The organism is Vibrio albus (assembly GCF_003144035.1).
Classification (GTDB): domain Bacteria; phylum Pseudomonadota; class Gammaproteobacteria; order Enterobacterales; family Vibrionaceae; genus Vibrio; species Vibrio albus.
In genome coordinates this window covers 1-22,916 of sequence record NZ_QFWT01000006.1, presented here as the reverse complement: position 1 = coordinate 22,916, position 22,916 = coordinate 1, and the positions used below count along the sequence as shown (strand labels likewise).

16 protein-coding genes, 6 tRNA genes and 1 rRNA gene are annotated in these 22,916 nt (G+C 47.5%); 7 read left to right on the top strand and 16 right to left on the bottom strand.

The features are described from left to right. Positions 1-49: 49 nt before the first annotated feature. A complete protein-coding gene (locus tag DI392_RS11605; protein ID WP_109320075.1) occupies positions 50-1,990 on the top strand; it encodes an AsmA family protein in 1,941 nt (646 codons plus the stop codon). 157 nt (positions 1,991-2,147) lie between these two features. On the opposite strand, the gene dtd is transcribed toward DI392_RS11605, so the two are convergent. The 3 genes from dtd to typA form a co-directional block, all read right to left on the bottom strand. Next, positions 2,148-2,582: a D-aminoacyl-tRNA deacylase gene (gene dtd / locus DI392_RS11600; RefSeq protein WP_109320074.1), complete on the bottom strand. Its 435-nt coding sequence runs from the start codon at positions 2,580-2,582 to the stop codon at positions 2,148-2,150. Beyond that, a complete protein-coding gene (locus tag DI392_RS11595) occupies positions 2,554-3,462 on the bottom strand; it encodes a virulence factor BrkB family protein (protein WP_109320073.1) in 909 nt (302 codons plus the stop codon). Before DI392_RS11595 ends, dtd begins: the two co-directional genes overlap by 29 nt. Before the next feature lie 113 nt (positions 3,463-3,575). After that, on the bottom strand, positions 3,576-5,405 hold the full coding sequence (gene typA / locus DI392_RS11590; RefSeq protein WP_109320072.1) for a translational GTPase TypA: 1,830 nt from the start codon (positions 5,403-5,405) through the stop codon (positions 3,576-3,578). A gap of 479 nt (positions 5,406-5,884) precedes the next feature. On the opposite strand from typA, the gene glnA reads away from it, so the two are divergent. The 5 genes from glnA to add all read left to right on the top strand — a co-directional run bounded on the left by glnA (position 5,885) and on the right by add (position 11,937). Next, on the top strand, positions 5,885-7,294 hold the full coding sequence (glnA, locus tag DI392_RS11585; protein ID WP_109320071.1) for a glutamate--ammonia ligase: 1,410 nt from the start codon (positions 5,885-5,887) through the stop codon (positions 7,292-7,294). A 189-nt stretch (positions 7,295-7,483) separates the two neighbouring features. Then, the gene (locus tag DI392_RS11580) at positions 7,484-8,104 is read left to right on the top strand and encodes a DUF4124 domain-containing protein (protein WP_109320070.1); all 621 of its coding nucleotides are present in this window, start codon (positions 7,484-7,486) and stop codon (positions 8,102-8,104) included. 213 nt (positions 8,105-8,317) lie between these two features. Further along, positions 8,318-9,367, top strand: coding sequence for a nitrogen regulation protein NR(II) (gene glnL / locus DI392_RS11575; protein WP_109320069.1), 1,050 nt, complete (start codon positions 8,318-8,320; stop codon positions 9,365-9,367). 29 nt (positions 9,368-9,396) lie between these two features. Further along, positions 9,397-10,806 carry a nitrogen regulation protein NR(I) gene (glnG, locus tag DI392_RS11570; RefSeq protein ID WP_109320068.1) on the top strand — a complete coding sequence of 470 codons (1,410 nt, stop codon included), beginning with the start codon at positions 9,397-9,399 and terminating at the stop codon, positions 10,804-10,806. 132 nt (positions 10,807-10,938) lie between these two features. After that, complete coding sequence (add, locus tag DI392_RS11565) at positions 10,939-11,937, top strand: adenosine deaminase (protein WP_109320067.1); 999 nt, start codon at positions 10,939-10,941, stop codon at positions 11,935-11,937. Positions 11,938-11,968: 31 nt separating this feature from the next. On the opposite strand, the gene DI392_RS11560 is transcribed toward add, so the two are convergent. The 11 genes from DI392_RS11560 to rep all read right to left on the bottom strand — a co-directional run bounded on the left by DI392_RS11560 (position 11,969) and on the right by rep (position 21,947). Then, positions 11,969-12,913, bottom strand: coding sequence for an SPOR domain-containing protein (locus DI392_RS11560; protein ID WP_109320066.1), 945 nt, complete (start codon positions 12,911-12,913; stop codon positions 11,969-11,971). A gap of 168 nt (positions 12,914-13,081) precedes the next feature. Continuing rightward, a complete protein-coding gene (locus DI392_RS11555) occupies positions 13,082-14,020 on the bottom strand; it encodes an ABC transporter permease (protein ID WP_109320065.1) in 939 nt (312 codons plus the stop codon). Position 14,021: 1 nt separating this feature from the next. Then, the gene (locus DI392_RS11550) at positions 14,022-14,999 is read right to left on the bottom strand and encodes an ABC transporter permease (RefSeq protein ID WP_109320064.1); all 978 of its coding nucleotides are present in this window, start codon (positions 14,997-14,999) and stop codon (positions 14,022-14,024) included. A 210-nt stretch (positions 15,000-15,209) separates the two neighbouring features. After that, entirely contained in the window at positions 15,210-16,763 is a 1,554-nt protein-coding gene (locus DI392_RS11545; protein ID WP_109320063.1) for an ABC transporter substrate-binding protein, read from the bottom strand. A gap of 73 nt (positions 16,764-16,836) precedes the next feature. Continuing rightward, a complete protein-coding gene (locus DI392_RS11540; RefSeq protein ID WP_109320062.1) occupies positions 16,837-18,546 on the bottom strand; it encodes a dipeptide ABC transporter ATP-binding protein in 1,710 nt (569 codons plus the stop codon). 717 nt (positions 18,547-19,263) lie between these two features. After that, positions 19,264-19,340 (bottom strand) — tRNA-Pro (locus tag DI392_RS11535). A 52-nt stretch (positions 19,341-19,392) separates the two neighbouring features. Beyond that, positions 19,393-19,468, bottom strand: a tRNA-His gene (locus DI392_RS11530). A gap of 41 nt (positions 19,469-19,509) precedes the next feature. After that, positions 19,510-19,586 (bottom strand) — tRNA-Pro (locus tag DI392_RS11525). 52 nt (positions 19,587-19,638) lie between these two features. Continuing rightward, a tRNA-His gene (locus tag DI392_RS11520) sits at positions 19,639-19,714 on the bottom strand. 38 nt (positions 19,715-19,752) lie between these two features. Then, positions 19,753-19,829 (bottom strand) — tRNA-Arg (locus tag DI392_RS11515). A gap of 102 nt (positions 19,830-19,931) precedes the next feature. After that, positions 19,932-21,947 carry a DNA helicase Rep gene (rep, locus tag DI392_RS11510; RefSeq protein WP_109320061.1) on the bottom strand — a complete coding sequence of 672 codons (2,016 nt, stop codon included), beginning with the start codon at positions 21,945-21,947 and terminating at the stop codon, positions 19,932-19,934. Between the two features lie 210 nt (positions 21,948-22,157). On the opposite strand from rep, the gene ubiK reads away from it, so the two are divergent. After that, positions 22,158-22,430, top strand: a complete 273-nt coding sequence (gene ubiK, locus DI392_RS11505) for a ubiquinone biosynthesis accessory factor UbiK (RefSeq protein ID WP_109320060.1) — start codon at positions 22,158-22,160, stop codon at positions 22,428-22,430. Between the two features lie 213 nt (positions 22,431-22,643). On the opposite strand, the gene DI392_RS11500 is transcribed toward ubiK, so the two are convergent. Continuing rightward, a tRNA-Asp gene (locus DI392_RS11500) sits at positions 22,644-22,720 on the bottom strand. A gap of 73 nt (positions 22,721-22,793) precedes the next feature. Further along, a 5S ribosomal RNA gene (gene rrf, locus DI392_RS11495) occupies positions 22,794-22,909 on the bottom strand. Positions 22,910-22,916 lie beyond the last annotated feature (7 nt).

The following is a 22,916-nucleotide window of genomic DNA, read 5'->3' as shown; positions in this document are numbered from 1 at the left end:
GGACAAAACGACCTGCCTGAACGCTACGCCTGAGAGTAAAAAACAGATAATGAAGAAACGACTTTTAGCTATCGCGATGACCTTTCTACTGCTAATACTATTAGCGGTAGCGGGGTTGTATTGGGCTTTACAGGGGCCATACGCCAGCCGGCTGATGAATCTTACCCTGGCGCAATATTCAGATGCCTCCATCACCGTTCAAGAAGCCAGCATTACCTTCCCTGACCATATTTCTCTCCACGGAATACAAGTGACCGCATCAGGTTCAGACCAGCCATTAGCAATCGAGAGCGCTGATATCTGGATAAACCGGGCCTCTTTTACCCAGATAACACCAATAGTAGACAGTGTCATCCTGAGTGGTCTGAGCCTGCAGTCCGGTTTTCCGGGTTTTCTGCCTCCACTGATTTCCTCAATCCGGCAACAGAGTGAGATCCATCAGATCGCCATTTCTGGCTTCGATTACGCCGATGAAACCTTCCTGATACGTGATGGTGACATTCAGATCAAAGCGCCCCGGCTCCCCCCTGAAACCTTCCAGCTTCCGTATGGAACCATTCAGTTTTCGGCCAGCCAGCTCTACTGGCAAGGCGAGGCTTTAAACAACCTGCTCATTGACGGTGATTACCTGCCTGACCACAAAAGTGTCATATACGGCCTGTCATTCGACTGGCGGGGAGGAAAACTATCCGGGCAAGCCGAACAGTCAGATGAAGGCTGGTCTTTAGTTAACGCCACTATTAGCTCTCTGCATCTGGATGCTGAGCAATCACAAAAATCCCTGACTCTCACCACACAGGAACATCACCCGTTTGAAAGCCTGTCCCGAATAAATAGCCTGGATATACTCAACAGCTCTTTCAGCATAGACGGTGTCACCCTGACCAACTTAGACCTGTCGGCAGAACAACTGAACTGGCCTTTTGAATTTCAGTCTCAAACCGGAGGCACTCTTTCTATGAATGCAGAAAGTATCCGGGTAATGGATCAACAACTTCTGGACCCGGCACTTCAGCTGCATTTCACCGACGATGGCTGGCTGTTAGACCATTTTACAGCAGATTACAGAGAAGGGCAGGTGCAGGCCCGGGGCATATTTACGCCTCACAGCGCTCACCTGGCGGAACTGAATATCAATGGAGTAAAGTGGTTCGCAGAAACGGAGAGCGACACTCGTTTTATACATCCACTTCTTCGACCTATACAACAACTTACCATCGACCAACTGGAGATAAAATACAGTCAGTTTATCCAGTTGGCACAACAGCCGAGCTGGCAGCTGTCCGGTTTTAGTGCCGAAGGGAATCAACTGGAGCTGATAAGAGATAAACAACCGGGGCTATGGAATGGACAGCTCTCCCTGCGGGCAAATAACGCCAGTTTTGATACGGTACTCACCGAACAACCTCTGATCCGTATGCAAAGTACGGAAGGAAAGTGGCAACTGACTCAGGCAATTTTGCCTCTGGAAAACGGTCTGATTGAGGCGTGGGGTCAATACGACTTCCACCAGCTAAGCCAGCCGTGGCAACTGGAAATCTCTGCCGATGGCTTGCCGTTCAGCCTGTTCGCAGACCGGCTACCTAAATCCTATGGGGAATTGCAGGCCATTACGGAGTTTGAGTTGACAGCCAGTGGGCTGGCCGGAGATAAGCTGATGCTGAATCATAGCCTCAGTGGCAACCTTCAAGGGTCTTTGCGTGATTCTGTCCTGATAACGACACCTTCAGAAGACAGCCTGATCACTCAGCCTGTCACCATATCGGCTGTCCATATTGCGGCCAACCGTGGAAGATTAACACTGAATCCGGTAACACTGGCCGATACGGTAAACGGAGACAACCACCAGCTAACAGGGAAACTGAATGGGCATCTGGATCTGGTGAAGCCGGAAGAAGGCACACTACAACTGCAGTTGAACGAGCCATGTCTGCAGTCGGTTTTTGATCTGCTTAAGAATACTGAACAGCATACCCAGTTGTGTGATTAACTTTCTACTCCTCTGCCACTTTCAAAGGCCTCAACCAGCAGACAGACACCGAATACAAACACGCATAAATCCATCCCTGGGGCTCCGCTGCGCCATCCATGGCGCAGAGGGTTTGTTTATCGCTATCTGCCTGCTCCCTAAGCTACAGAAAGCATGATCACACCTGCAGCCAGAAAGTCACCGGCCCGTCATTGACCAGCGATACCTTCATATCCGCAGCGAAAGCGCCCCGTTCAGTCGGCAGAACCTCAGAACAGAGGTCAGAAAAGTGCTCATATAAACGCTCAGCCTCACTTGGGTGAGCTCCACGGGAAAATCCGGCTCTGGTGCCTTTTTTGGTGTCTGCCGGCAGAGTAAACTGAGACACCACCAGCACACTGCCATCCACCTGTTTTACGTTCAGATTCATCTTGTCGTCTTCATCACCGAACACACGATAAGTGGTCACCCGCTCCATCAGACGCTTTGCCTTAGCTTCATCGTCATCTCTTTCCACCCCAAGCAACACCAACAAACCTCTGCCGATTTCTCCGATGATCTCACCGTCCACCTTTACCGATGCTTCACTCACCCTCTGAATCAGCGCTATCACTCTCTGCTCCCTTTAATTTATGTTGAATTAATCTGACCACATGGAAATCCAGCGGCACCTCGCAATGCCATTTTTCTTTTTCACCCAGACTCGCTGTAATTTCCGCCCCTATCAGCACAATAAACCAGCACAGGTATACCCAAACAAACAGGATCGGAATGGCGGCCAGTGCTCCGTAAATCAAATGATAGCTGGGGAACTGCGTCATATAAAAGGCAAAGCCCGACTTGATAAGTTCGAACAGCAATGCGGCAACAAATGCGCCAAACAGAGCATGGCTCACCCGAACCTTAATATTGGGCACCAAAAGGTACAGACCGAAGAAAGCAAAATAAGACAATAACGACGGCATCACCCGGTAGAAAAAGTTCACCGCTCCTGCACTGAGTACGCTCAGGGAAGTAATATGCGAACTGAGCGCAATACTCGACCCGATCAGCAGAGGGCCAAGCGTCAATACCATCCAGTACATAGAGAACGAGTACACCCGACGGCGCTTTTGTCTCACCCTCCAGATAAAATTCAGGTTGTTATCGATGGCCGAAATCAGCAACAGGGCCGTGACAAACAGAGCCAGTGCACCAACCGTCGTCATCTTGGCCGTATTCGCAATAAACGCATTCAGCGCCTCACTGATAGCGTCTCCGGCAGCCGGAACAAAATTACTGAAGATAAACTGCTGTACCTGCTCTCCAACCCCTTCAAAGGCCGGAAAACGCGTCATAGCAGATAATATCACGGCTGACAGAGGCACAAGGGAAAGCAGCGTAATGTAAGCCATATAGCCGGCATTCACTTTAAGACGGTCGTGAGAGGCTCTTTCTTTCAGGTAAAAAAGATAGTGTATAGTGGTATTAAGAAAACGTTTTAGCTTTTCCATGAGCAGCCCGCTAATTTCTGCCTGATAGCAAAGGAGTTTTAGGTATATAGCTAAAGCATAAGGGAGGAGAGGAGAAGTATCCAGCCCGGAATTCCGGGCCGGATAAAGTAAGATTATTTCGCAGGGCGGCTCGCGCGCTTACGATCCGCTTCCGTAAGAAGCTTCTTACGGATACGGATGCTTTCCGGAGTCACTTCCACCAGTTCATCATCATCAATGAATTCCAGCGCCTGCTCCAGAGTATATTTGATAGCAGGAGTCAGCACCTGAGCTTCATCCGTACCAGAAGCACGTACGTTAGTCAGCTGTTTACCTTTCAGACAGTTTACTGTCAGGTCGTTGGAGCGGTTATGAATACCGATAACCTGGCCTTCATATACTTCGTCAGCGTGCTCAGTAAACAGACGACCACGTTCCTGCAAGTTAAACAGGGCATAGGTCAGAGCTTTACCAGTCGCGTTAGAGATCAGCACGCCATTAATACGCTGACCGATTTCACCGCCTTTATGCGGACCATAGTGGTCAAATGTGTGGTACATCAGACCAGAACCAGAGGTCAGGGTCATAAACTCAGTCTGGAAGCCGATAAGACCACGAGAAGGCATCATAAAGTCCATACGTACACGGCCCTTACCATCCGGAGACATATCAGTCAGTTCGCCTTTACGCAGACCGATATTCTCCATGATACCGCCCTGATGCTCTTCCAGAACGTCGATGGTTACCGTCTCATACGGTTCCATCAGTTGGCCATCTTCTTCTTTGATGATCACTTCCGGACGGGATACCGCCAGCTCAAAGCCTTCACGACGCATGTTTTCGATCAGAATAGACAGGTGCAGCTCACCACGACCAGAAACACGGAATTTATCCGGGTCATCAGTCTGTTCAACACGTAGTGCCACGTTGTGAACCAGTTCTTTTTCCAGACGCTCAAGAATGTTACGTGAAGTAACAAACTTACCTTCTTTACCCGCAAACGGAGAGGTGTTTACCTGGAACGTCATGGTTACCGTCGGCTCATCAACAGACAGTGCTGGCAGTGCTTCTACCTGACCCTGGTCACAGATAGTGTCAGAGATCTTCAGTTCACCCAGTCCGGTAAACGCAATAATGTCACCAGCGGTAGCTTGTTCTACCTCATGACGCTCAAGACCAAGGTAACCCAGAACCGTACCTACTTTACCGTTACGGGTTTTACCGTCAGCACCGACTACCGTCACCATCTGGTTCGGTTTAACAGTACCACGAGTGACGCGACCAACACCGATAACGCCTACATAGGAGCTGTAGTCCAGCTGAGAAACCTGTATCTGCAGTGAACCTTCAAGGTCAACTTCTGGCGCACTTACGTTCTCGACAATCGCCTCAAACAAAGGCTCCATGTTTTCGCCTTCTTCGCCTTCTTCCAGAGTCGCCCAGCCATTCAGTGCGGAAGCGTATACTACCTGGAAGTCCAGCTGGTCATCTGTCGCACCCAGGTTATCGAACAGGTCAAATACCTGATCCATTACCCAGTCAGGACGAGCGCCCGGACGGTCAATTTTGTTGATAACCAAAATCGGCTTCAGACCATGAGCAAATGCTTTCTGAGTTACGAAACGCGTCTGTGGCATCGGGCCGTCTACAGCATCAACAATCAACAGTACAGAATCGACCATCGACATAATACGTTCCACTTCACCACCGAAGTCGGCGTGTCCCGGAGTATCAACGATATTGATTCGGTAGTCATTCCAGTTAATGGCCGTGTTCTTAGCCAGAATGGTAATGCCACGCTCTTTCTCGATATCGTTCGAGTCCATGACTCGCTCTTCTACTTCACCACGGGACTCAAGCGTTCCCGACTGCTGAAGCAGTTTATCTACCAGTGTGGTTTTACCGTGGTCAACGTGTGCGATGATCGCGATATTTCTCAGTTTATCGATCTGTGGAGTCGTCATGGATTTTGATTCACTCAAGTAAAAAGACGCATTAGGAGCGAAAAAACAGCTCCTAGGTTACAAATTGGTTTAAAAATCGGCGTTAATGTACCAGATTTTTCCCGGAATACCTAAGAAATGTGATCTGTAACGAAGATGATTTTTTAATTCTAAACAAAAGATGTTACTTTTAGGTAAAAATCCGATTGACAATTATTCATTTAGCATGCTGAATAATCACCTGTAGTCAGTAATGACTTTCTGCACCATTCTGATGCACCATTTTTGTGCTTAATCGGATCATTTTGGTGCAGCGCATGCACCAAAAATAAACATTACTGAAATAAGATCTTGAATTGCAAGGATCTAACATGATGGCACGGTTTTAGCATTAGCTTCTCGCAAAGTCTGTATTGATTAATTTACCGTTGCATGGACTAATCAATGCCGATTAATTTAATCGTGCTATGCCACTTTATTAACACTGGAGGTTATCCAAGATGTCAGTAGAAAATGTTCTATCGCTGATCCAAGAAAACGAAGTCAAGTTTGTTGACCTACGCTTCACAGATACTAAGGGTAAAGAGCAACACATCTCTATTCCTGCTCACCAAGTCGATGCAGACTTCTTCGAAGAAGGAAAAATGTTCGATGGTTCTTCTGTTGCTGGCTGGAAAGGTATCAACGAATCAGACATGGTAATGATGCCTGATGCATCATCAGCTGTTCTTGACCCATTCACAGAGGATGCAACTCTAAACATCCGTTGTGACATCCTAGAACCTGCGACTATGCAAGGTTACGACCGTGACCCTCGCTCTATTGCAAAACGCGCTGAAGACTACATGCGTTCTGCTGGCATCGCAGACACTGTTCTGATTGGTCCAGAACCAGAATTCTTCCTGTTTGACGACGTAAAATTCTCAACAGACATGTCTGGCTCTTTCTACAAAATTGACGACATCGAAGCTGTATGGAACACAGGCGCTGATTTCGAAGAAGGTAACAAAGGCCACCGTCCAGGTGTTAAAGGCGGTTACTTCCCAGTTGCTCCTGTTGATTCATCTCAGGACATCCGTTCTGCTATGTGTCTGATCATGGAAGAAATGGGTCTGGTTGTTGAAGCTCACCACCACGAAGTGGCAACAGCGGGTCAGAACGAAATCGCTACTCGTTTCAACACTCTGACTGCTAAAGCAGATGAAACTCAAATCTACAAGTACGTTGTACACAACGTTGCACACGCATTTGGTAAAACAGCAACCTTCATGCCTAAACCACTAGTTGGTGATAACGGTTCTGGTATGCACGTTCACCAATCTCTGGCTAAAGACGGTGTTAACCTGTTTGCTGGTGACAAGTACGGCGGCCTTTCTGAAACTGCTCTGTACTACATCGGTGGTATCATCAAGCACGCTCGTGCAATCAACGCATTTGCTAACCCAGCAACTAACTCATACAAGCGTCTGGTTCCTGGTTTCGAAGCTCCTGTTATGCTTGCTTACTCTGCACGTAACCGTTCAGCTTCTATCCGTATCCCAGTAGTATCAAGCCCTAAAGCACGTCGTATCGAAGTTCGCTTCGGTGACCCAGCGGCTAACCCATACCTGGCATTTGCTTCAATGCTGATGGCTGGTCTTGACGGTATCAAGAACAAGATCAACCCAGGCGAAGCAATGGATAAAGACCTGTATGACCTGCCTGCAGAAGAAGCACTGGCTATCCCAACAGTTGCTTACTCTCTGAAAGATGCTCTGGCTGAACTGGATGCAGACCGTGAGTTCCTGACTGCTGGCGGCGTATTCTCTGACGACTTCATCGATTCTTACATCGATCTTAAGTCTGCAGACGTAGAGAAAGTAAACATGACAACTCACCCTGTTGAGTTCGAACTGTACTACTCTGTGTAATATGCATACAGTGTTACAATAATTTATCAGGCTCGCCTCGCAGGCGGGCCTTTTTTCTATTTATCCCGCCTTTCTACACCCCTACCATAAGCCTCCTGACCCAGGGAACCGTCCTGGTAATCCACAAACTAGTCCGTATTGTGGCTTGAACCCATACCACTCAAACCTCCCCAAAACGGATGGTGACTAATGAAAATTTGGACCTACACAATAATATTTATCCTGATGTGTCCAGCAGTTAGTACAGCTCAGGAAATTTACAGCTGGGAAGATGAAAATGGTGTCATCCATTTTAGTGAATACACGCCACCAGCATCCGCCAGCAAACAGGAACAAGTCAGCCTGCCCGATATCAAAGCACCGGCACCAGCACCAAAAGTGCTTTCTGCTCTGCCTCTCGATAACAAAAAAACACAAACACCGTTACCACCAGAACAAACGCAACAAGATCGGTTACCCCAAGCCACTAAGCAGCAGATGGCCACTAAACCGTCTCCCAAGCAAGATGAACCAGACAAGCTGCTGGATATTCAAATTGTCACCCCTGCTGATAAACAGACTGTACGTAGCAATCGGGGCGTGATTACTATTGTACTGGAGGCAAACAGAGCCTTAAAACCACGTGAACATTACCAGTTAATCATGGACGACAACCGATTTGGTGCCCCCCAGACCAATACCGTCTGGAACCTGAAAGATATTGATCGGGGTACCCACAGCTTTACCGTCAATGCCCTACAAAGCGGCAAGATTATTGCATCTACCAGTACTATAAAAGTGCACTTACACCGGAGCAGTGTAAAGAAGTAGAGCATGATCAGGTTAATAGCGGGTATTAAAGCATTTTTTTAGCATTTTCTTATGAAATCTGACATTTATGTCAGATTTCATTCCCCACAAAAAAATAGCCTCTTCTTATTTCCTGTATCCTGGCTCATACTTAATTTTATGAGCGCACAATTTTGGTGCAAAGCGCTTTTGTGGAGCGTCATCTGGGCAATGATAGGGAAAGGTAATGAGGGTATGGTTAACAACGAACTTTCTACGGCAATCTTAGATAATGTAGTGACAGCGACGTTAATGCTGGATGAGCATCTGATCATTCAGTATGCAAACCCTGCCGCTGAACAACTCTTTTCACAAAGTACCAAACGCCTTATTTCCAGTCCGTTATCTCAATTGATTCAGCATGCCTCAATGGATCTGGCACTACTGACTCAGCCACTGCAGAGTGGACAGAGTATCACTGACAGCGATGTTACCTTTGTTGTCGATGGAAAACCCCTGATGCTGGAGGTGACTGTCAGTCCGTTAACCTGGGGTAAAGAATTGATGCTGCTGATTGAAATGAGAAAAATTGATCAGCAACGTCGTTTAAGCCAGGAACTTAACCAGCACGCTCAGCAACAGGCAGCCAAACTTCTGATCCGCAGCCTGGCCCACGAAATAAAGAACCCGCTGGGTGGGTTAAGAGGGGCGGCACAACTGCTGCAAAAAATGCTTCCGGATCCCTCTCTGGGGGAATATACCCAAATTATTATTGAGCAGGCAGACAGATTGAGAAATCTGGTTGACCGGCTGCTGGGACCACAGAAACCAGGCAGGAAAAAACTAGAAAATCTGCATGTGGTGCTGGAAAAAGTCCGCCAGTTAGTGGAGCTGGAAACCGGCTCAGATGTCATCATCGAACGAGACTACGATCCCAGCCTCCCTGAACTGATGATGGACCCCGATCAAATAGAGCAGGCACTGCTAAACATCGTCAGCAATGCCGCACAAATTTTAGCCAAGCAAGACGATGCAAGAATTACTATAAAAACCAGAACCATTCATCAGGCGAATATTCACGGCCAGAGATACAAGCTGGCTGCACGAATTGAAGTCATTGATAACGGCCCAGGAATTCCTGTTGATTTACAGGATACGCTGTTCTACCCCATGGTGAGTGGCCGGGAAGGTGGTACCGGGCTGGGGTTGTCTATTGCACAAAACCTAATCGACCAGCACAGCGGAAAAGTTGATGTACAAAGCTGGCCGGGAAGAACCACATTTACTATCTATCTGCCGATTTAAGCGGATATTGTTGCTAAGGAATTATCGATATGAGTAGAGGATATGTTTGGGTTGTCGATGATGATAGCTCCATCCGCTGGGTGATGGAGAAAACCTTGTCATCCGCGAATATCCACTGTGAAACATTCGCGGATGCGGAAAGTGTTTTGATGTCGTTGGAACGGGAAGCACCCGATGTTCTGGTGTCAGATATCCGGATGCCGGGTATTGATGGTCTGGATCTGCTCAATCAGGTTCATAACAAATATCCGGATCTGCCTGTCATTATTATGACAGCCCACTCCGATTTGGATGCTGCGGTGAATGCCTATCAGAAAGGGGCATTTGAATACCTGCCAAAACCTTTTGATATCGACGAAACGCTAACGCTGGTAGAAAAAGCCATCGCCCACAGCCATGAACAGAAAAGAGAGCAGGTGTCCGATGATGGCTTAGCCGCCAGCGCGCCAGAAATCATTGGTGAAGCACCATCCATGCAGGAAGTCTTTCGTGCGATAGGACGCTTATCCCGCTCTTCAATATCAGTCCTGATCAATGGTGAGTCAGGTACGGGTAAAGAACTGGTAGCCCATGCACTGCACCGTCACAGCCCTCGGGCCAAAAATCCATTTATTGCTCTGAATATGGCAGCAATACCGAAGGATCTGATTGAGTCAGAGCTGTTTGGGCATGAAAAAGGGGCGTTTACCGGTGCCAATAATGTTCGTCAGGGCCGTTTTGAACAAGCCAATGGCGGTACCCTGTTTCTGGATGAAATCGGTGATATGCCACTGGACATTCAGACCCGGCTGTTACGGGTTCTCGCAGACGGGCAGTTCTACCGGGTGGGCGGCCATTCCGCCATCAAGGTCGATGTACGTATTATCGCGGCTACTCACCAGAATTTGGAAAAACTGGCCCAGCAGGGTGACTTCCGGGAAGATTTGTTCCACCGCCTGAATGTTATTCGAATCCAGATACCATCACTACGGGAAAGAAAGCAGGACATCGAAAAGCTCACCATGCATTTTCTGGCCCGCGCTTCCGATGAGTTAGGTGTCGAAATGAAAGCACTGCATCCGGCAACACTGGATGTGCTAAAGCGTCTTTCATGGCCCGGCAACGTGCGCCAGTTGGAGAACATCTGTCGCGGCCTGACTGTTATGGCCAGTGGCAGCGAAATTCTGCCATCGGATCTGCCGGCAGAGCTGATGGAAGAAAAATCCATTACCACCTCCAGCGGCAGCGGAAGCTGGCAGGCAGAACTGGAATCCTGGGCTCAGGCCGCTCTTGCCTCAGGAGAAACAGAATTGCTTGCTTATGCTCTGCCGGAATTTGAACGTATTCTCCTGAAAACAGCCCTGAATCACACCAACGGGCATAAACAGGAAGCCGCCAAAGTGCTGGGTTGGGGGCGTAACACGCTGACCAGAAAGCTGAAAGAGCTGGATATGAGCTAACGAAACTAACAATAGGTTCGCTTATCAATCAAAGAAAAACAGTCATTATGGCTGTTTTTCTTTATTTTCCTGCGACAAATCATTAGTCTCGCTCTTATACTTAAGCACAGACAGCTGTTCAGGACTTCCGACATGATTACATCCCATCTCCCACTTGTTGATATACACCGCCATCTCGACGGCAACATCCGTATTCAGACCATACTGGATCTCGGAAAACAATTTGGTGTCAGTCTGCCGGCTTATGATCTGGAGTCCCTGCGCCCTCATGTTCAGGTCATTGAAACCGAACCGGACCTAGTCGCCTTTCTGACGAAATTGGACTGGGGCGTGGCGGTTCTGGGAAATCTCGATGCCGTGCGTCGTGTCGCCTACGAAAATGTAGAAGATGCCCTGAATGCCCGTATCAATTATGCAGAATTACGCTTTTCCCCCTACTACATGGCAATGAAGCATAAGCTGCCGCTGGAAGGCGTAGTAGAAGCAGTGATTGATGGTGTACAGGCTGGCAGCCGTGACTTTGGGGTCAAAACCAACCTTATCGGCATTATGAGTCGCTCTTTTGGCACCGATGCCTGTCAGAAGGAGCTGGACAGCTTATTATCTCAAAAAGACCACCTGGTTGCCGTCGATCTTGCTGGTGATGAACTCGGGCAACCGGGTGACCGTTTCGTCTCTCACTTCAAGCAAGTCAGGGATGCTGGTTTGCACGTTACCGTCCACGCCGGAGAAGCCGCTGGCCCTGAAAGCATGTGGCAAGCCATTCAGACATTGGGGGCTGAGCGTATCGGTCATGGAGTAAAAGCTGTGCATGACCCTCAGCTAATGGATTATCTGGCAGAGAACCGCATCGGTATAGAGTCCTGCCTGACCTCTAATATCCAGACCAGTACCGTTGAGTCACTGGCTAACCATCCACTCAAACAGTTCCTTGAACACGGTATTCTGGCCTGTCTTAATACCGATGATCCTGCAGTAGAAGGTATCGAATTGCCTTATGAATATGAGGTAGCCGCACCACAAGCCGGGCTCTCTCAGGAACAAATCCGGCAAGCACAAGAGAATGGGCTGGACATGGCCTTTCTGTCACCGGCAGAGAAACAAGCTCTTCGTCAACAGATTCAGTCATAACCGGACAGCGACTGCTCCGACAATGTCGGAGCTATTTCACGCACACAACATTTAACAGAGAAGTTCCGGTAAGGTGGGTCACTTTGCCACTGGTAAATAGCCCGCGTTTCCCCATCCCCCAATACGGCAGGTGTAACGGCCACTTTTCACGCGTCATTACATTGGAGCTCAGCAGGGATTTCCACTGCTGTTCATCCACCATCGACATTCCCATTGATGAACACACACTTTCCGCTTTCGTGTAATCAAGCCGGTTCCAGGCTATGCCATATTCCATATAAAACTGCTCATTTCCCTGCATTAAGAACGGAACGACAAACTGCTGTTCTGCCACACGGGTCTGCCTGCGCAAAGTAATTCCGTCGAAAGCCGGTGTTTTTTCCTCAGGTAAAGATGCCGGCTGAGCTGGCGCTTCTGGTGCCACGGCAGGAGACAATTTACGTACAGGCTTCGCCGGTTTTTCTTTCATTGTCCGGACCGGTTTTGCAGGCTTTGCCGGAATCGGTTGTTTAGCTTCAGGCTTGGTATCACTTTTCCTGGTCTGTCCATCCTCAGTCACCCAACGGACAAACGACTCTTTATAGGCTGGCAGGCCTCTCACCCCTTTCAGTTCACTGTTGGCTTTATCAAAGTGGCTATATGGGCCAATCAGACAACGAAAACCTTTTCCATCTTGCTTTATCCATACGTTAGTCGAAATTTTTCCATAGATAAGCTTTGCTTGTTCCAAAGAGAGGGGCTGGGGGAAAATACCACACTGAATCCAGAAGAAGCCTTTGTCTTGTTTAGGCTCGCGTCCCCATAGCCCCTGGCCGATAGGGCAAGACTCCGTCAAAACGGCCAGCTCATTTTTGGCGTTCTGCTTCGCCTCACATACATAATCGTCTGCTGCGTACACCACTGAGGATAAACAGAAGCCAACAAAGAGGATGGATAAAAGCCCCCTAACCCTTTTCCCTGTGAAGTAATTATTCATACGTTATTCTCTAAACAGTTTGCCGCTCTATCTCTATTTAGTGTAGACCCAAAATGTTACTGCTTTTATAGCAGTAAGACAGATAAAGTCTGGATGACAAAAGAGCCGCTTTATCAGAGCAGCTCTTTAGTTTAGGAACGTTTATGGTTAAAGATCAATCGCTTTCGATCACCCTTTATAAATTTTTGGGTTAAATACATCCCGCAACCAGTCACCAAGCAGATTAATAACCAGAACTAACGAGACCAGTACCACCCCTGGGAAAGCGGTTATCCACCATGCACCAGAGAAAATATAGTTAAATCCAATACTGATGAGTGAACCGAGAGAAGGCTGCTCGACAGGCAAACCCAGCCCCAAAAATGACAGTGCGGCTTCTGACATAATCGCGTTGGCAATCTGTACCGTAGAAATCACCAAAATAGGAGACAGGCAGTTAGGCAGAATATGGCGGAACATGATGCGTGGCGTCTTAAGCCCCATCACCCGTGCCGCTTCCACATATTCTTTCTTCTTCTCCGACAGTACCGATGCACGTATCGTACGTGCGTACTGCGGCCACTCGGCCACCCCGATGATGACCACCAGCATGATCACGGCATACTCACCATAAAACTCGTTACCGAAGCTGGCTTTAAAGATAGCAGAAACAATAATTGCCACCATCATCGTCGAGAAAGACAACTGGATATCCGCAAAACGCATTAGGAAACTATCGATACGCCCACCAAAGTAACCCGATGAAAGGCCAATAATGATGCCTAAGATCAGCTGTACACCCACCGCTAAAAAGCCAATGGTCAGAGACAGGCGCGAACCATACAGCATCGTAGACAGGATATCACGCCCCTGCTCATCGGTTCCAAGCAGGAAGCGGGTATCTCCCCCGTCCATCCAGGAAGGTGGAAGTTCAGAATCCATAATATCAATGGAAGTCAGGTCATACGGATCCGTTGGAGATATTAACGGTGACGCGAACGCAATAACCAAATACAACACAAAAATGGCAAAACTGAACATGGCCACTTTGTCATTCAGGAAATAATGCAGAAAGTCAGAATTTTTAAAACGCTCCCAACGGCCAGGAGCAGTTACTGTATTACTCATATCAGGCTCCTTTACCTGTCAGGTTCACTGTCGGGTTAATCAGCCCGTATAACAAATCGATAATGGTGTTCGTCACCACAAAAATCAGACCCACAAAAATCACATAGGCAGTAATAAGCGGTGTATCCACACGGTTAATCGCCTCCAGGAACAGGAAGCCGGTTCCCGGCCACTGGAATACCGTTTCTGTCAGTATGGTATAGGCCACCATCAGACCAAGCTGTACACCACCCACCGTCAGAACCGGTAGCATGGTATTTTTCAGAGCGTGCTGATAATACACTTTCTTCATCGGCAGGCCCTTAGCCTTGGCAAATTTAATATACTCCGAGCTCAGTACCTCCAGCATTTCAGAACGCACCAGACGGATAAACAGAGGCAGCATGATAGAGGCCAGAGAAATACACGGTAGCACCAGATGAGCCAGGCCATCCAGCGTAAAGAAACCGGACTCCCAACCTAACAGATTAAACGTCTCACCACGCCCGTAAGAGGGAAGCCAGCCCAGTTCAATAGAGAATATGTACATCAGCATAATAGCGGTCAGGAATACCGGAACAGAAATCCCGATACTACTGAATGCCATAACGACTTTAGTAAAAAAGCTTTTCGGGTGAATGGCCGAATACACGCCAAGCGGAATGGATAAACCAATAATGATCAACGAGGCACCGAATACCAGCTCCAGCGTCGCAACCAGTTTTTCCAGAATCACTTCTGTGGCTGGTTTTTTAAAGAAATAGGAAGTCCCTAAGTCACCTTGCACGGCGTTAGTTACAAAGCGTGTGTACTTCGTCATAAACGGGTCATTCAGCCCCAGTTCATCTCGCAGTGCCTGGCGTTCAGCTTCAGATACAGACTGCCCTACCAGCTCACGTAACGGGTCCCCAAGGTTGTCCTGGATAGAAAACGCAACTACGCTGATGACAAACATTACAATCAGAGCCTGAAACAGGCGTTTGACCAGAAACGAAAACATTTCTTGCCCCTTACAATCATCAAAAATTCAGTCTTCATTAATAAATCGCAATACAACACTCAGCCCGACTGAAATAAGACTGTGTGCCCTAACCGGAAATATCCCGGGTAATACTCTCTGCCGCTGTCTGGCTAGTAAAATATAGGAGCCCAGCAGACAGATCCCCGCATTTGCGGGGATCTCTTCAGCAAAATAAATCACTTTGCTTGGTTATTTCACTTCCAAATCACCGAAGTAAGGGAAGTTCATAGCGTTCACGATAGGTGCGATATCCACATTAGATTTAGCACCCCACGCCAGGTTCTGCCAGTGCAGGGGAACAAACGCAGCATCGTTATACAGAGTTGCTTCCACCTGTTGCAGCATTTTCGCACGCTTAGCCGGATCGGTTTCAACGTTTGCATCTTCCACCAGACGATCCACCTCAGGGTTTGAGTAGTGGCCACAGTTGTACTGACCACGACCCGTTTCTTCATTACGGGTCATTGTCAGGAACTCTGAGAAGTTCGCAGAATCTTCAGTATCCGAATGCCACCCAATCATCAGCATGTCTGCTGCACACTTATCAAATTCAGGCCAGTACTGCGCCTTAGGCATGGTTTTCAGATCCACTTTGATACCGATCTTAGACAGCATTGCTGCCGCAGCCTGAGCCACCTTAGCATCGTTCACATAACGGTTATTCGGTGCGATCATGCTCAGCGTAAAGCCATCTTCATAACCCGCTTCTTTCATCAGTTGTTTCGCTTTCTTCAGGTCATAACGCGGTTTCAAATCCGGGTTATAGCCCGCATAACCTTCTGGGCTCTGCTGACCCGCAGCTGTTGCAAAACCTTTCATGATCTTCTTCGCGATACCTTCGTTGTTGATCGCATAGACTATCGCCTGACGAACCCGGGCATCTTTCAGCGCTTCATTACTGTTCTGGTTCATCTGGAAAGTGATAATGCGGGTACCTGGCAGCGTCACAAGATCCACGCCACTGGCACTATCAACACGGCGCTGATCATTCGGTGCTACCGGTGCAATCATATCCACATCACCAGAAAGCAATGCTGCAACACGGGTTGCGTCTTCTTTGATTGGTACCAGTGTCAGGTGATCAACGTTGCCTTTGGATTCTGTGTCCCAGTAATCCTCAAAACGTTCAAATTCCACTTTTACACCCTGCTCACGAGAAGTCACGATAAACGGACCTGTACCGGAAACATGAGTAGACGCAAAGGAGTTACCGTGCTTCACAATTTCAGATTTGTCTTTGCCTTCTTCAGTTGTGCCTGAGTAGAACGCTTTATCCATTGGGAAGATATAAGTCGCCGTCTGAAGAACCAGAGGGAACGCTTCTTTTGATACGATATCAACGGTGTAGTCATCCACTTTCACCATCTTCTCAAACGGTGCAAAGATAGCCTTAAAGTCCGGTGAATGTTGCAGACGCTCAAAGGTCCACACGACATCATCAGCGGTCATTGCATTACCGGAATGGAATTTCACACCTTTACGCAGGTTAAAACGGAAGGTTGTCTCATCAACACGCTTCCAGCTTTCCGCCAGACGAGGTTCAAAATCCAGAGCCTGGGTATAACGTACCAGTGGGTCAAACACCATATGAGACATCTGCAGGGTACCACCTGAAAGCTGCTCATGCGGGTCCATTGATACCGGATCAGCATCATAAGCAACGGTAATATCTGCAGCCATTGCACTCAGGCTCAGGCCAGCAGCCATCAGAGCAACGGTAAGTTTGGTCTTAATGGTTTTCATAGCATAACTCCTTATGCGGGAATCCTTATCCCTTTTGTTTGTTGTGTGTGCTTCTGTGTATTTATATTTTAATTTAAGCAACATCCTCTCTTAATCCGGTAAATTCCGGCATAAGAGAAATCAATTGCTTACTGTATTCATGGTGTGGATTATTAAATAACTGCTCAGTCGGGGCCACTTCCAGCAAAGTTCCCATTTTCATCACCCCGATACGGTCACACATCTGACGGATAACCGGGAGATCATGACTGATAAACAGCATGGTCAGGTTAAGTTCACTCTGTAGATCTTTCAGCAGGTTCAGAATCTGAGCCTGAACGGAAACATCCAGCGCAGAAGTTGGCTCATCACAAATCAGCAGGCGTGGACGCGTAGCCAACGCACGGGCAATAGAAATACGCTGACGCTGACCACCAGAAAACTCATGAGGGTATTTCAAACCGGCCATTCTTCCCAATCCCACGTGATCCAGCAGGTCATACACTATCTGACGAGTCTCACTTTCATTACGGGTCAGTTTATGGAACCGGATCGGCTCAGCAATAATGTCAAAGACCTTCATGCGTGAGTTCATGGAGGTATATGGATTCTGGAATACCATCTGCATCTGACGACGCATAGGGCGGCGGGCTTTTTCTGACGTCAGTGCGGTCAGGTCAATACCTTCAAAGGTCACCTTACCAGAGTTCGGCGTATACAGACCGGCGATCACACGGGCGATGGTCGACTTACCGGAACCTGACTCACCAACCAGACCAAAGGTTTCCCCTTCAAATACTTCAAAGCTGACATTGTTCGAGGCCTGCACATATTCACGACGGCTTTCAAACAAGGAATCTTTGGTGATAAAGCGTAGGTTAACATTCTCTACGTTAAGAAGCGGCCCTGTATATGAACGCTGATCCTGACTCTGACCCAGCCAGTGATTCTTAATATCCAGCGATTTCATCTCCGTCGCTTCTTCGATATAGCTGACCAGAGGGAACCTATCCAGCTTCACGTCTGAACGAGGAACAGCAGAAATAAGACTGCGGGTATAAGGGTGATCTGGATTACCCAGAACCTTATCTGTCTTACCAAACTCAACCAGGTCGCCACGGTACATCACCGCCACCTTATCGGTTACGTTCGAAACCACACCCATATCGTGGGTAACCAGCATACAGCCAACGTTATTCTTTACGCATAGCTCACGAATCAGGCTCAGAATTTGGTCCTGAATAGATACGTCCAGTGCCGTTGTCGGTTCATCGGCAATAATCAGGTCTGGCTCGCCAGCCAGAGCAATAGCAATCACCACCCGCTGACGCATACCACCAGAAAACTGATGAGGGTACTGCTTCAGACGGTTTTCCGGCTGCGGAATGCCCACCTGATTCATCAAAGCTAACGCACGACCATACGCTTCCTGGTCGGACACATTCATATTTGCGTGGATAGTTTCTTTCAATTGCTGTTCTACAGTGAACAGCGGGTTCAGGGAAGTCATCGGATCCTGGAAAATAAATCCAATTTTGGAACCGCGCACTTTGCGCATCTCTTCTGGTTTAAGACCAGATATCTTTTCACCATCAAGGTATACATCACCACTGGCGATTTGTCCCGGTGGACTAAGCAAATCTATTACCGCATTACCAACCGTAGATTTACCGGCACCAGACTCACCCACAACACCAACAATTTCACCACGCTCAATAGAAAAAGAAAGTGACTTTACAGCAGCGTGTACACCATGGCGGGATGGGTATTCAATTCGAAGGTTTTTAACCTCAAGAAGTGACATTTGAAGTCCTCTGTCTTGTCTTTATGCCCTGACCATTACTCAACTGAGCTAATATCCATCTTGGCATAAGTGAAGTCCATTCGTTATCAGAAGAAGACTCTGATAATTAAGCAGCAGCTAAATTTGGCAAAAAACACAGACAAATGCAAGAAATGGAGAATAAAAAACGGCATGAAAGCAATTTTAAAGCATTTGAAATCAATATTTATTCATTTTGCACACTATTGTAATCCAACAAAAATGACCTATCTGCGATCAAAACGCACCAAAATAAGGATATTAACCTATAAAAAGGAGATATTGATCGCATAAACAGAATTTCCAAAAAACCAACAAAAATGAATCATTATGCCAGCCATTACCCCAAATCAGAGAAACAAAGCCCAGATGCAATCGAAATCATCAGTATATTATTTCAATAATTTGCGTTAATTCAGAACAGAAAAACCATAAAAAAGGCACAAAAACGGATAATGCATATATTAAATGGAATAATATCAGATGAATCTTGCATAAAGATACCGTATCAAGCACCCTATAAGCCGTACTCAGATAGAGTTAAAACAAAAAGCCCCGTCAGATGACGAGGCTTTAAGGTGGTCAGTGAAGAGCCGGATTCAAGGAATAGCCGAACCCCCGACCCTCTATATGCTTTCTAAACTAAACTGATGCGCAGATCGAAAAAAAGCCCCAGTCTTTCGACTGAGGCTTTAAAGGTGGTCGGTGAAGAGGGATTCGAACCCCCGACCCTCTGGTCCCAAACCAGATGCGCTACCAAGCTGCGCTATTCACCGACTTTATTTCTTCCCGGTTACACCGAAAAAGGAAGCAATGCTACCTGAATGATGGGGTGGCTAACGAGACTTGAACTCGCGACAACCGGAATCACAATCCGGGGCTCTACCAACTGAGCTATAGCCACCGCTGAGATAAAAACCATCAAACAATGATGGATTTGAAAAGTGGTCGGTGAAGAGGGATTCGAACCCCCGACCCTCTGGTCCCAAACCAGATGCGCTACCAAGCTGCGCTATTCACCGACTTTATTTCTTCCCGGTTACACCGAAAAAGGAAGCAATGCTACCTGAATAATGGGGTGGCTAACGAGACTTGAACTCGCGACAACCGGAATCACAATCCGGGGCTCTACCAACTGAGCTATAGCCACCACTATTTTTACCGATATATGTCCAGGGCCCTCCGAAATGGCGCGCCCGAAAGGATTCGAACCTTCGACCTTTGGCTCCGGAGGCCAACGCTCTATCCAGCTGAGCTACGGGCGCATGCCCTATCGGCGGAGTGGAATAATACGTATATCACTGGTATGAGTCCACCCTTTTTTGCACTTTTTTTCTCGATTGTTGGCTTTTTCAGCAGTTTCAGCCTTATTTATTAAACATCGAACGTAAGTTAGCAATATGTGCCTGACCTTTCGCCATTCTTTCTTCCTGAGACTGCGGTTTCTTCACCATTTCCCACTCGACATCATCATAAGGTAACTCATCCAGAAAACGACTCTGTTGCGGCTTAAGCAGCTCTCCAAATTGGCGACGCTCCCGACATAACGTAAAAGTCAGTTCTTTCTGAGCCCGGGTGATCCCCACATAAGCCAAACGCCGCTCTTCATCGACATTTTCCTCATCGATACTGGTTTGGTGCGGAAGAATGCCTTCTTCAGCTCCCATCAGGTAGACATACGGGAACTCAAGCCCCTTAGAAGCGTGCAGTGTCATTAACTGTACCTGGTCAGCCGTTTCATCATCCTCTCCCCGCTCCATCATATCTCGCAGGGTCAGACGCTGAACCACTTCCTTAAGAGTCTTTTCTTCCTGATCCGTGTTATCCCCTTCCAGATCGGCCACAATCCAACTGTACAGATCAGAGACATTTTTCATCCTCATTTCCGCAGCCTTAGCACTGGTCGAGGTTTCGTATAACCAGTCCTCATAGTGGATATCACGTACTAAAGCTCGTACAGCATCCACAGTATTACCACGCTCAGCATTATCGGCTATCGTCACTACCCATTGGGTAAACTTACGTAGATTCTCGAGGCCTCTCCCACTGAGGTGCTGTTCCAGACCCAGCTCAAAACTGGCTTCAAACAGACTTTTCCCCCGCATATTGGCGTAGGTTCCCAACTTTTCCAGCGTAACTGGGCCTATTTCACGCCTCGGGGTATTAACGATACGTAGAAAAGCATTGTCGTCATCTGGGTTAACCAGCACACGCAGATAAGCCATGATGTCTTTGATTTCTGCTCGGGCGAAAAAAGACGTTCCCCCGGAAATCCGGTACGGAATCCGGTTCTGCATCAACGCCTTTTCTATTAACCGCGACTGATGGTTACCCCGATAGAGTATTGCATAGTCTTTGTAATGAGTACGGTTAAGAAAACGGTGAGCAATCAGCTCGCCAGTTACGCGTTCCGCTTCATGATCTTCATTTTTGGCGTGCAAAACTTTCAGTTTTTCGCCCTCTGGAAGCTCAGAAAAAAGTCTTTTTTCGAACACGTGTGGGTTATTCGCAATCAGAATATTTGCTGCTCGCAAAATACGGCTGGTAGAACGGTAATTCTGCTCAAGCTTGATGACTTTCAGGCTTGGGTAATCCTGACTAAGCAGTACCAGATTTTGTGGCTTTGCCCCGCGCCAGGAGTAAATAGATTGATCGTCATCACCAACAACAGTCAGGCGACCACGCTCACCGACCAAAAGTTTAACCAGCTCATACTGACTGGTGTTTGTATCCTGATACTCATCAACCAATAAATAACGTATTTTATTCTGCCAGTGCTGACGTACTTCTGCATTAGTCTTTAACAACACCACCGGCATCAGAATTAGGTCATCGAAGTCGAGTGCGTTATAAGCTTTCATCTGGTTCTGATACATTTCAAAACAGAAAGCAAACAGCTGATCCTGTTCCGATTGAGCCCGAGCTTTTGCCTGATCCGGCGTAAGCATATCGTTCTTCCAGTTGGAGATGGTGCTCAGCAAAGATCTTAGTAAGTCTTTATCTCCGTCCAGCTGTTTTTCCGTCAGCTCTTTTAACAAAGCCATCTGGTCCTGATCATCAAACAGAGAAAACCCCGCTTTGAGCCCCAGTGATTTATATTCCCGACGGATAATATTTAAACCCAAGGTATGAAAAGTTGAGATCATCAGCCCCCGAGATTCTTTTCGGCCAAGCGTCTGTCCAACCCGTTCTTTCATCTCCCGGGCCGCTTTGTTGGTAAAGGTAACGGCTGCAATGTTTCGGGCCTTATATCCGCACTGCTGCACAAGATAGGCTATCTTGTTCGTGATTACACGGGTCTTGCCTGAACCAGCCCCAGCCAAAACCAGGCACGGACCTGAGACAAATTTTACGGCTTCATTCTGCTGCGGATTTAACTTCATGACCCGATACCTTAAAGCAAACATCAAAGGGGCTATATAATAATCGTCCCTTGCACTGATTGCTATTCGGATTATCTACCAGACAGCATAAATTTCTACCAAGATAATTGAGCAATACCAGACTATAAATTTATACTTTTTCTCAGCACTATGACGACTTTTCCACCTAAATTACCTAAAATAAGTACAAATTTTCAGGAGTATAGTCAGATGTTTGATCCAAAGAAACTAGAACAGATTGCCAAGCAGATCCATGATTCCATGCCGGAACCAGTAAAAGAACTCGGTGCCGATGTTGAACAAAAAGTACGTCAGGTTATTCAGGGTCAGTTAAATAAGCTGGATGTGGTTAGCCGGGAAGAGTTTGAAGTACAGACTCAAGTTCTACTCAGAACTCGCCAGAAGCTTTCAGAGATGGAACAAAAATTGACTGCTCTTGAAGAGAAGCTGGCTGCTGATACAGAAGAAAAGAAAGAGCAATAAGGCACGCCACAGGCTCATACTGATGAGCCTGTTCCTTACTACAAGCAGAGTGGATGGGACGACTCCCTGATACCTTGTTTGGCGCGCCCCCGGCGTGACAGGCCGCGTTCTTTTAAACAAACAGCCTAACCAACTGAACTACCACTCCGCAGTGGTTTACTGTGCTAAAAACGTAAAAAAGCCCTGTCATTTCTGACAGGGCTTTAATATAAGTGGCGGAGTGGACGGGACTCGAACCCGCGACCCCCGGCGTGACAGGCCGGTATTCTAACCAACTGAACTACCACTCCGCAGTGGTATCATCCGCATGTGCGAATGTCCGCTTTTGTCTTCACTTTTTGAAAAAGTGAAAATAAAACTAAAGCCTGGCGATGTCCTACTCTCACATGGGGAAACCCCACACTACCATCGGCGCTATTGCGTTTCACTTCTGAGTTCGGCATGGAATCAGGTGGGTCCACAACGCTATGGTCGCCAAGCAAATTC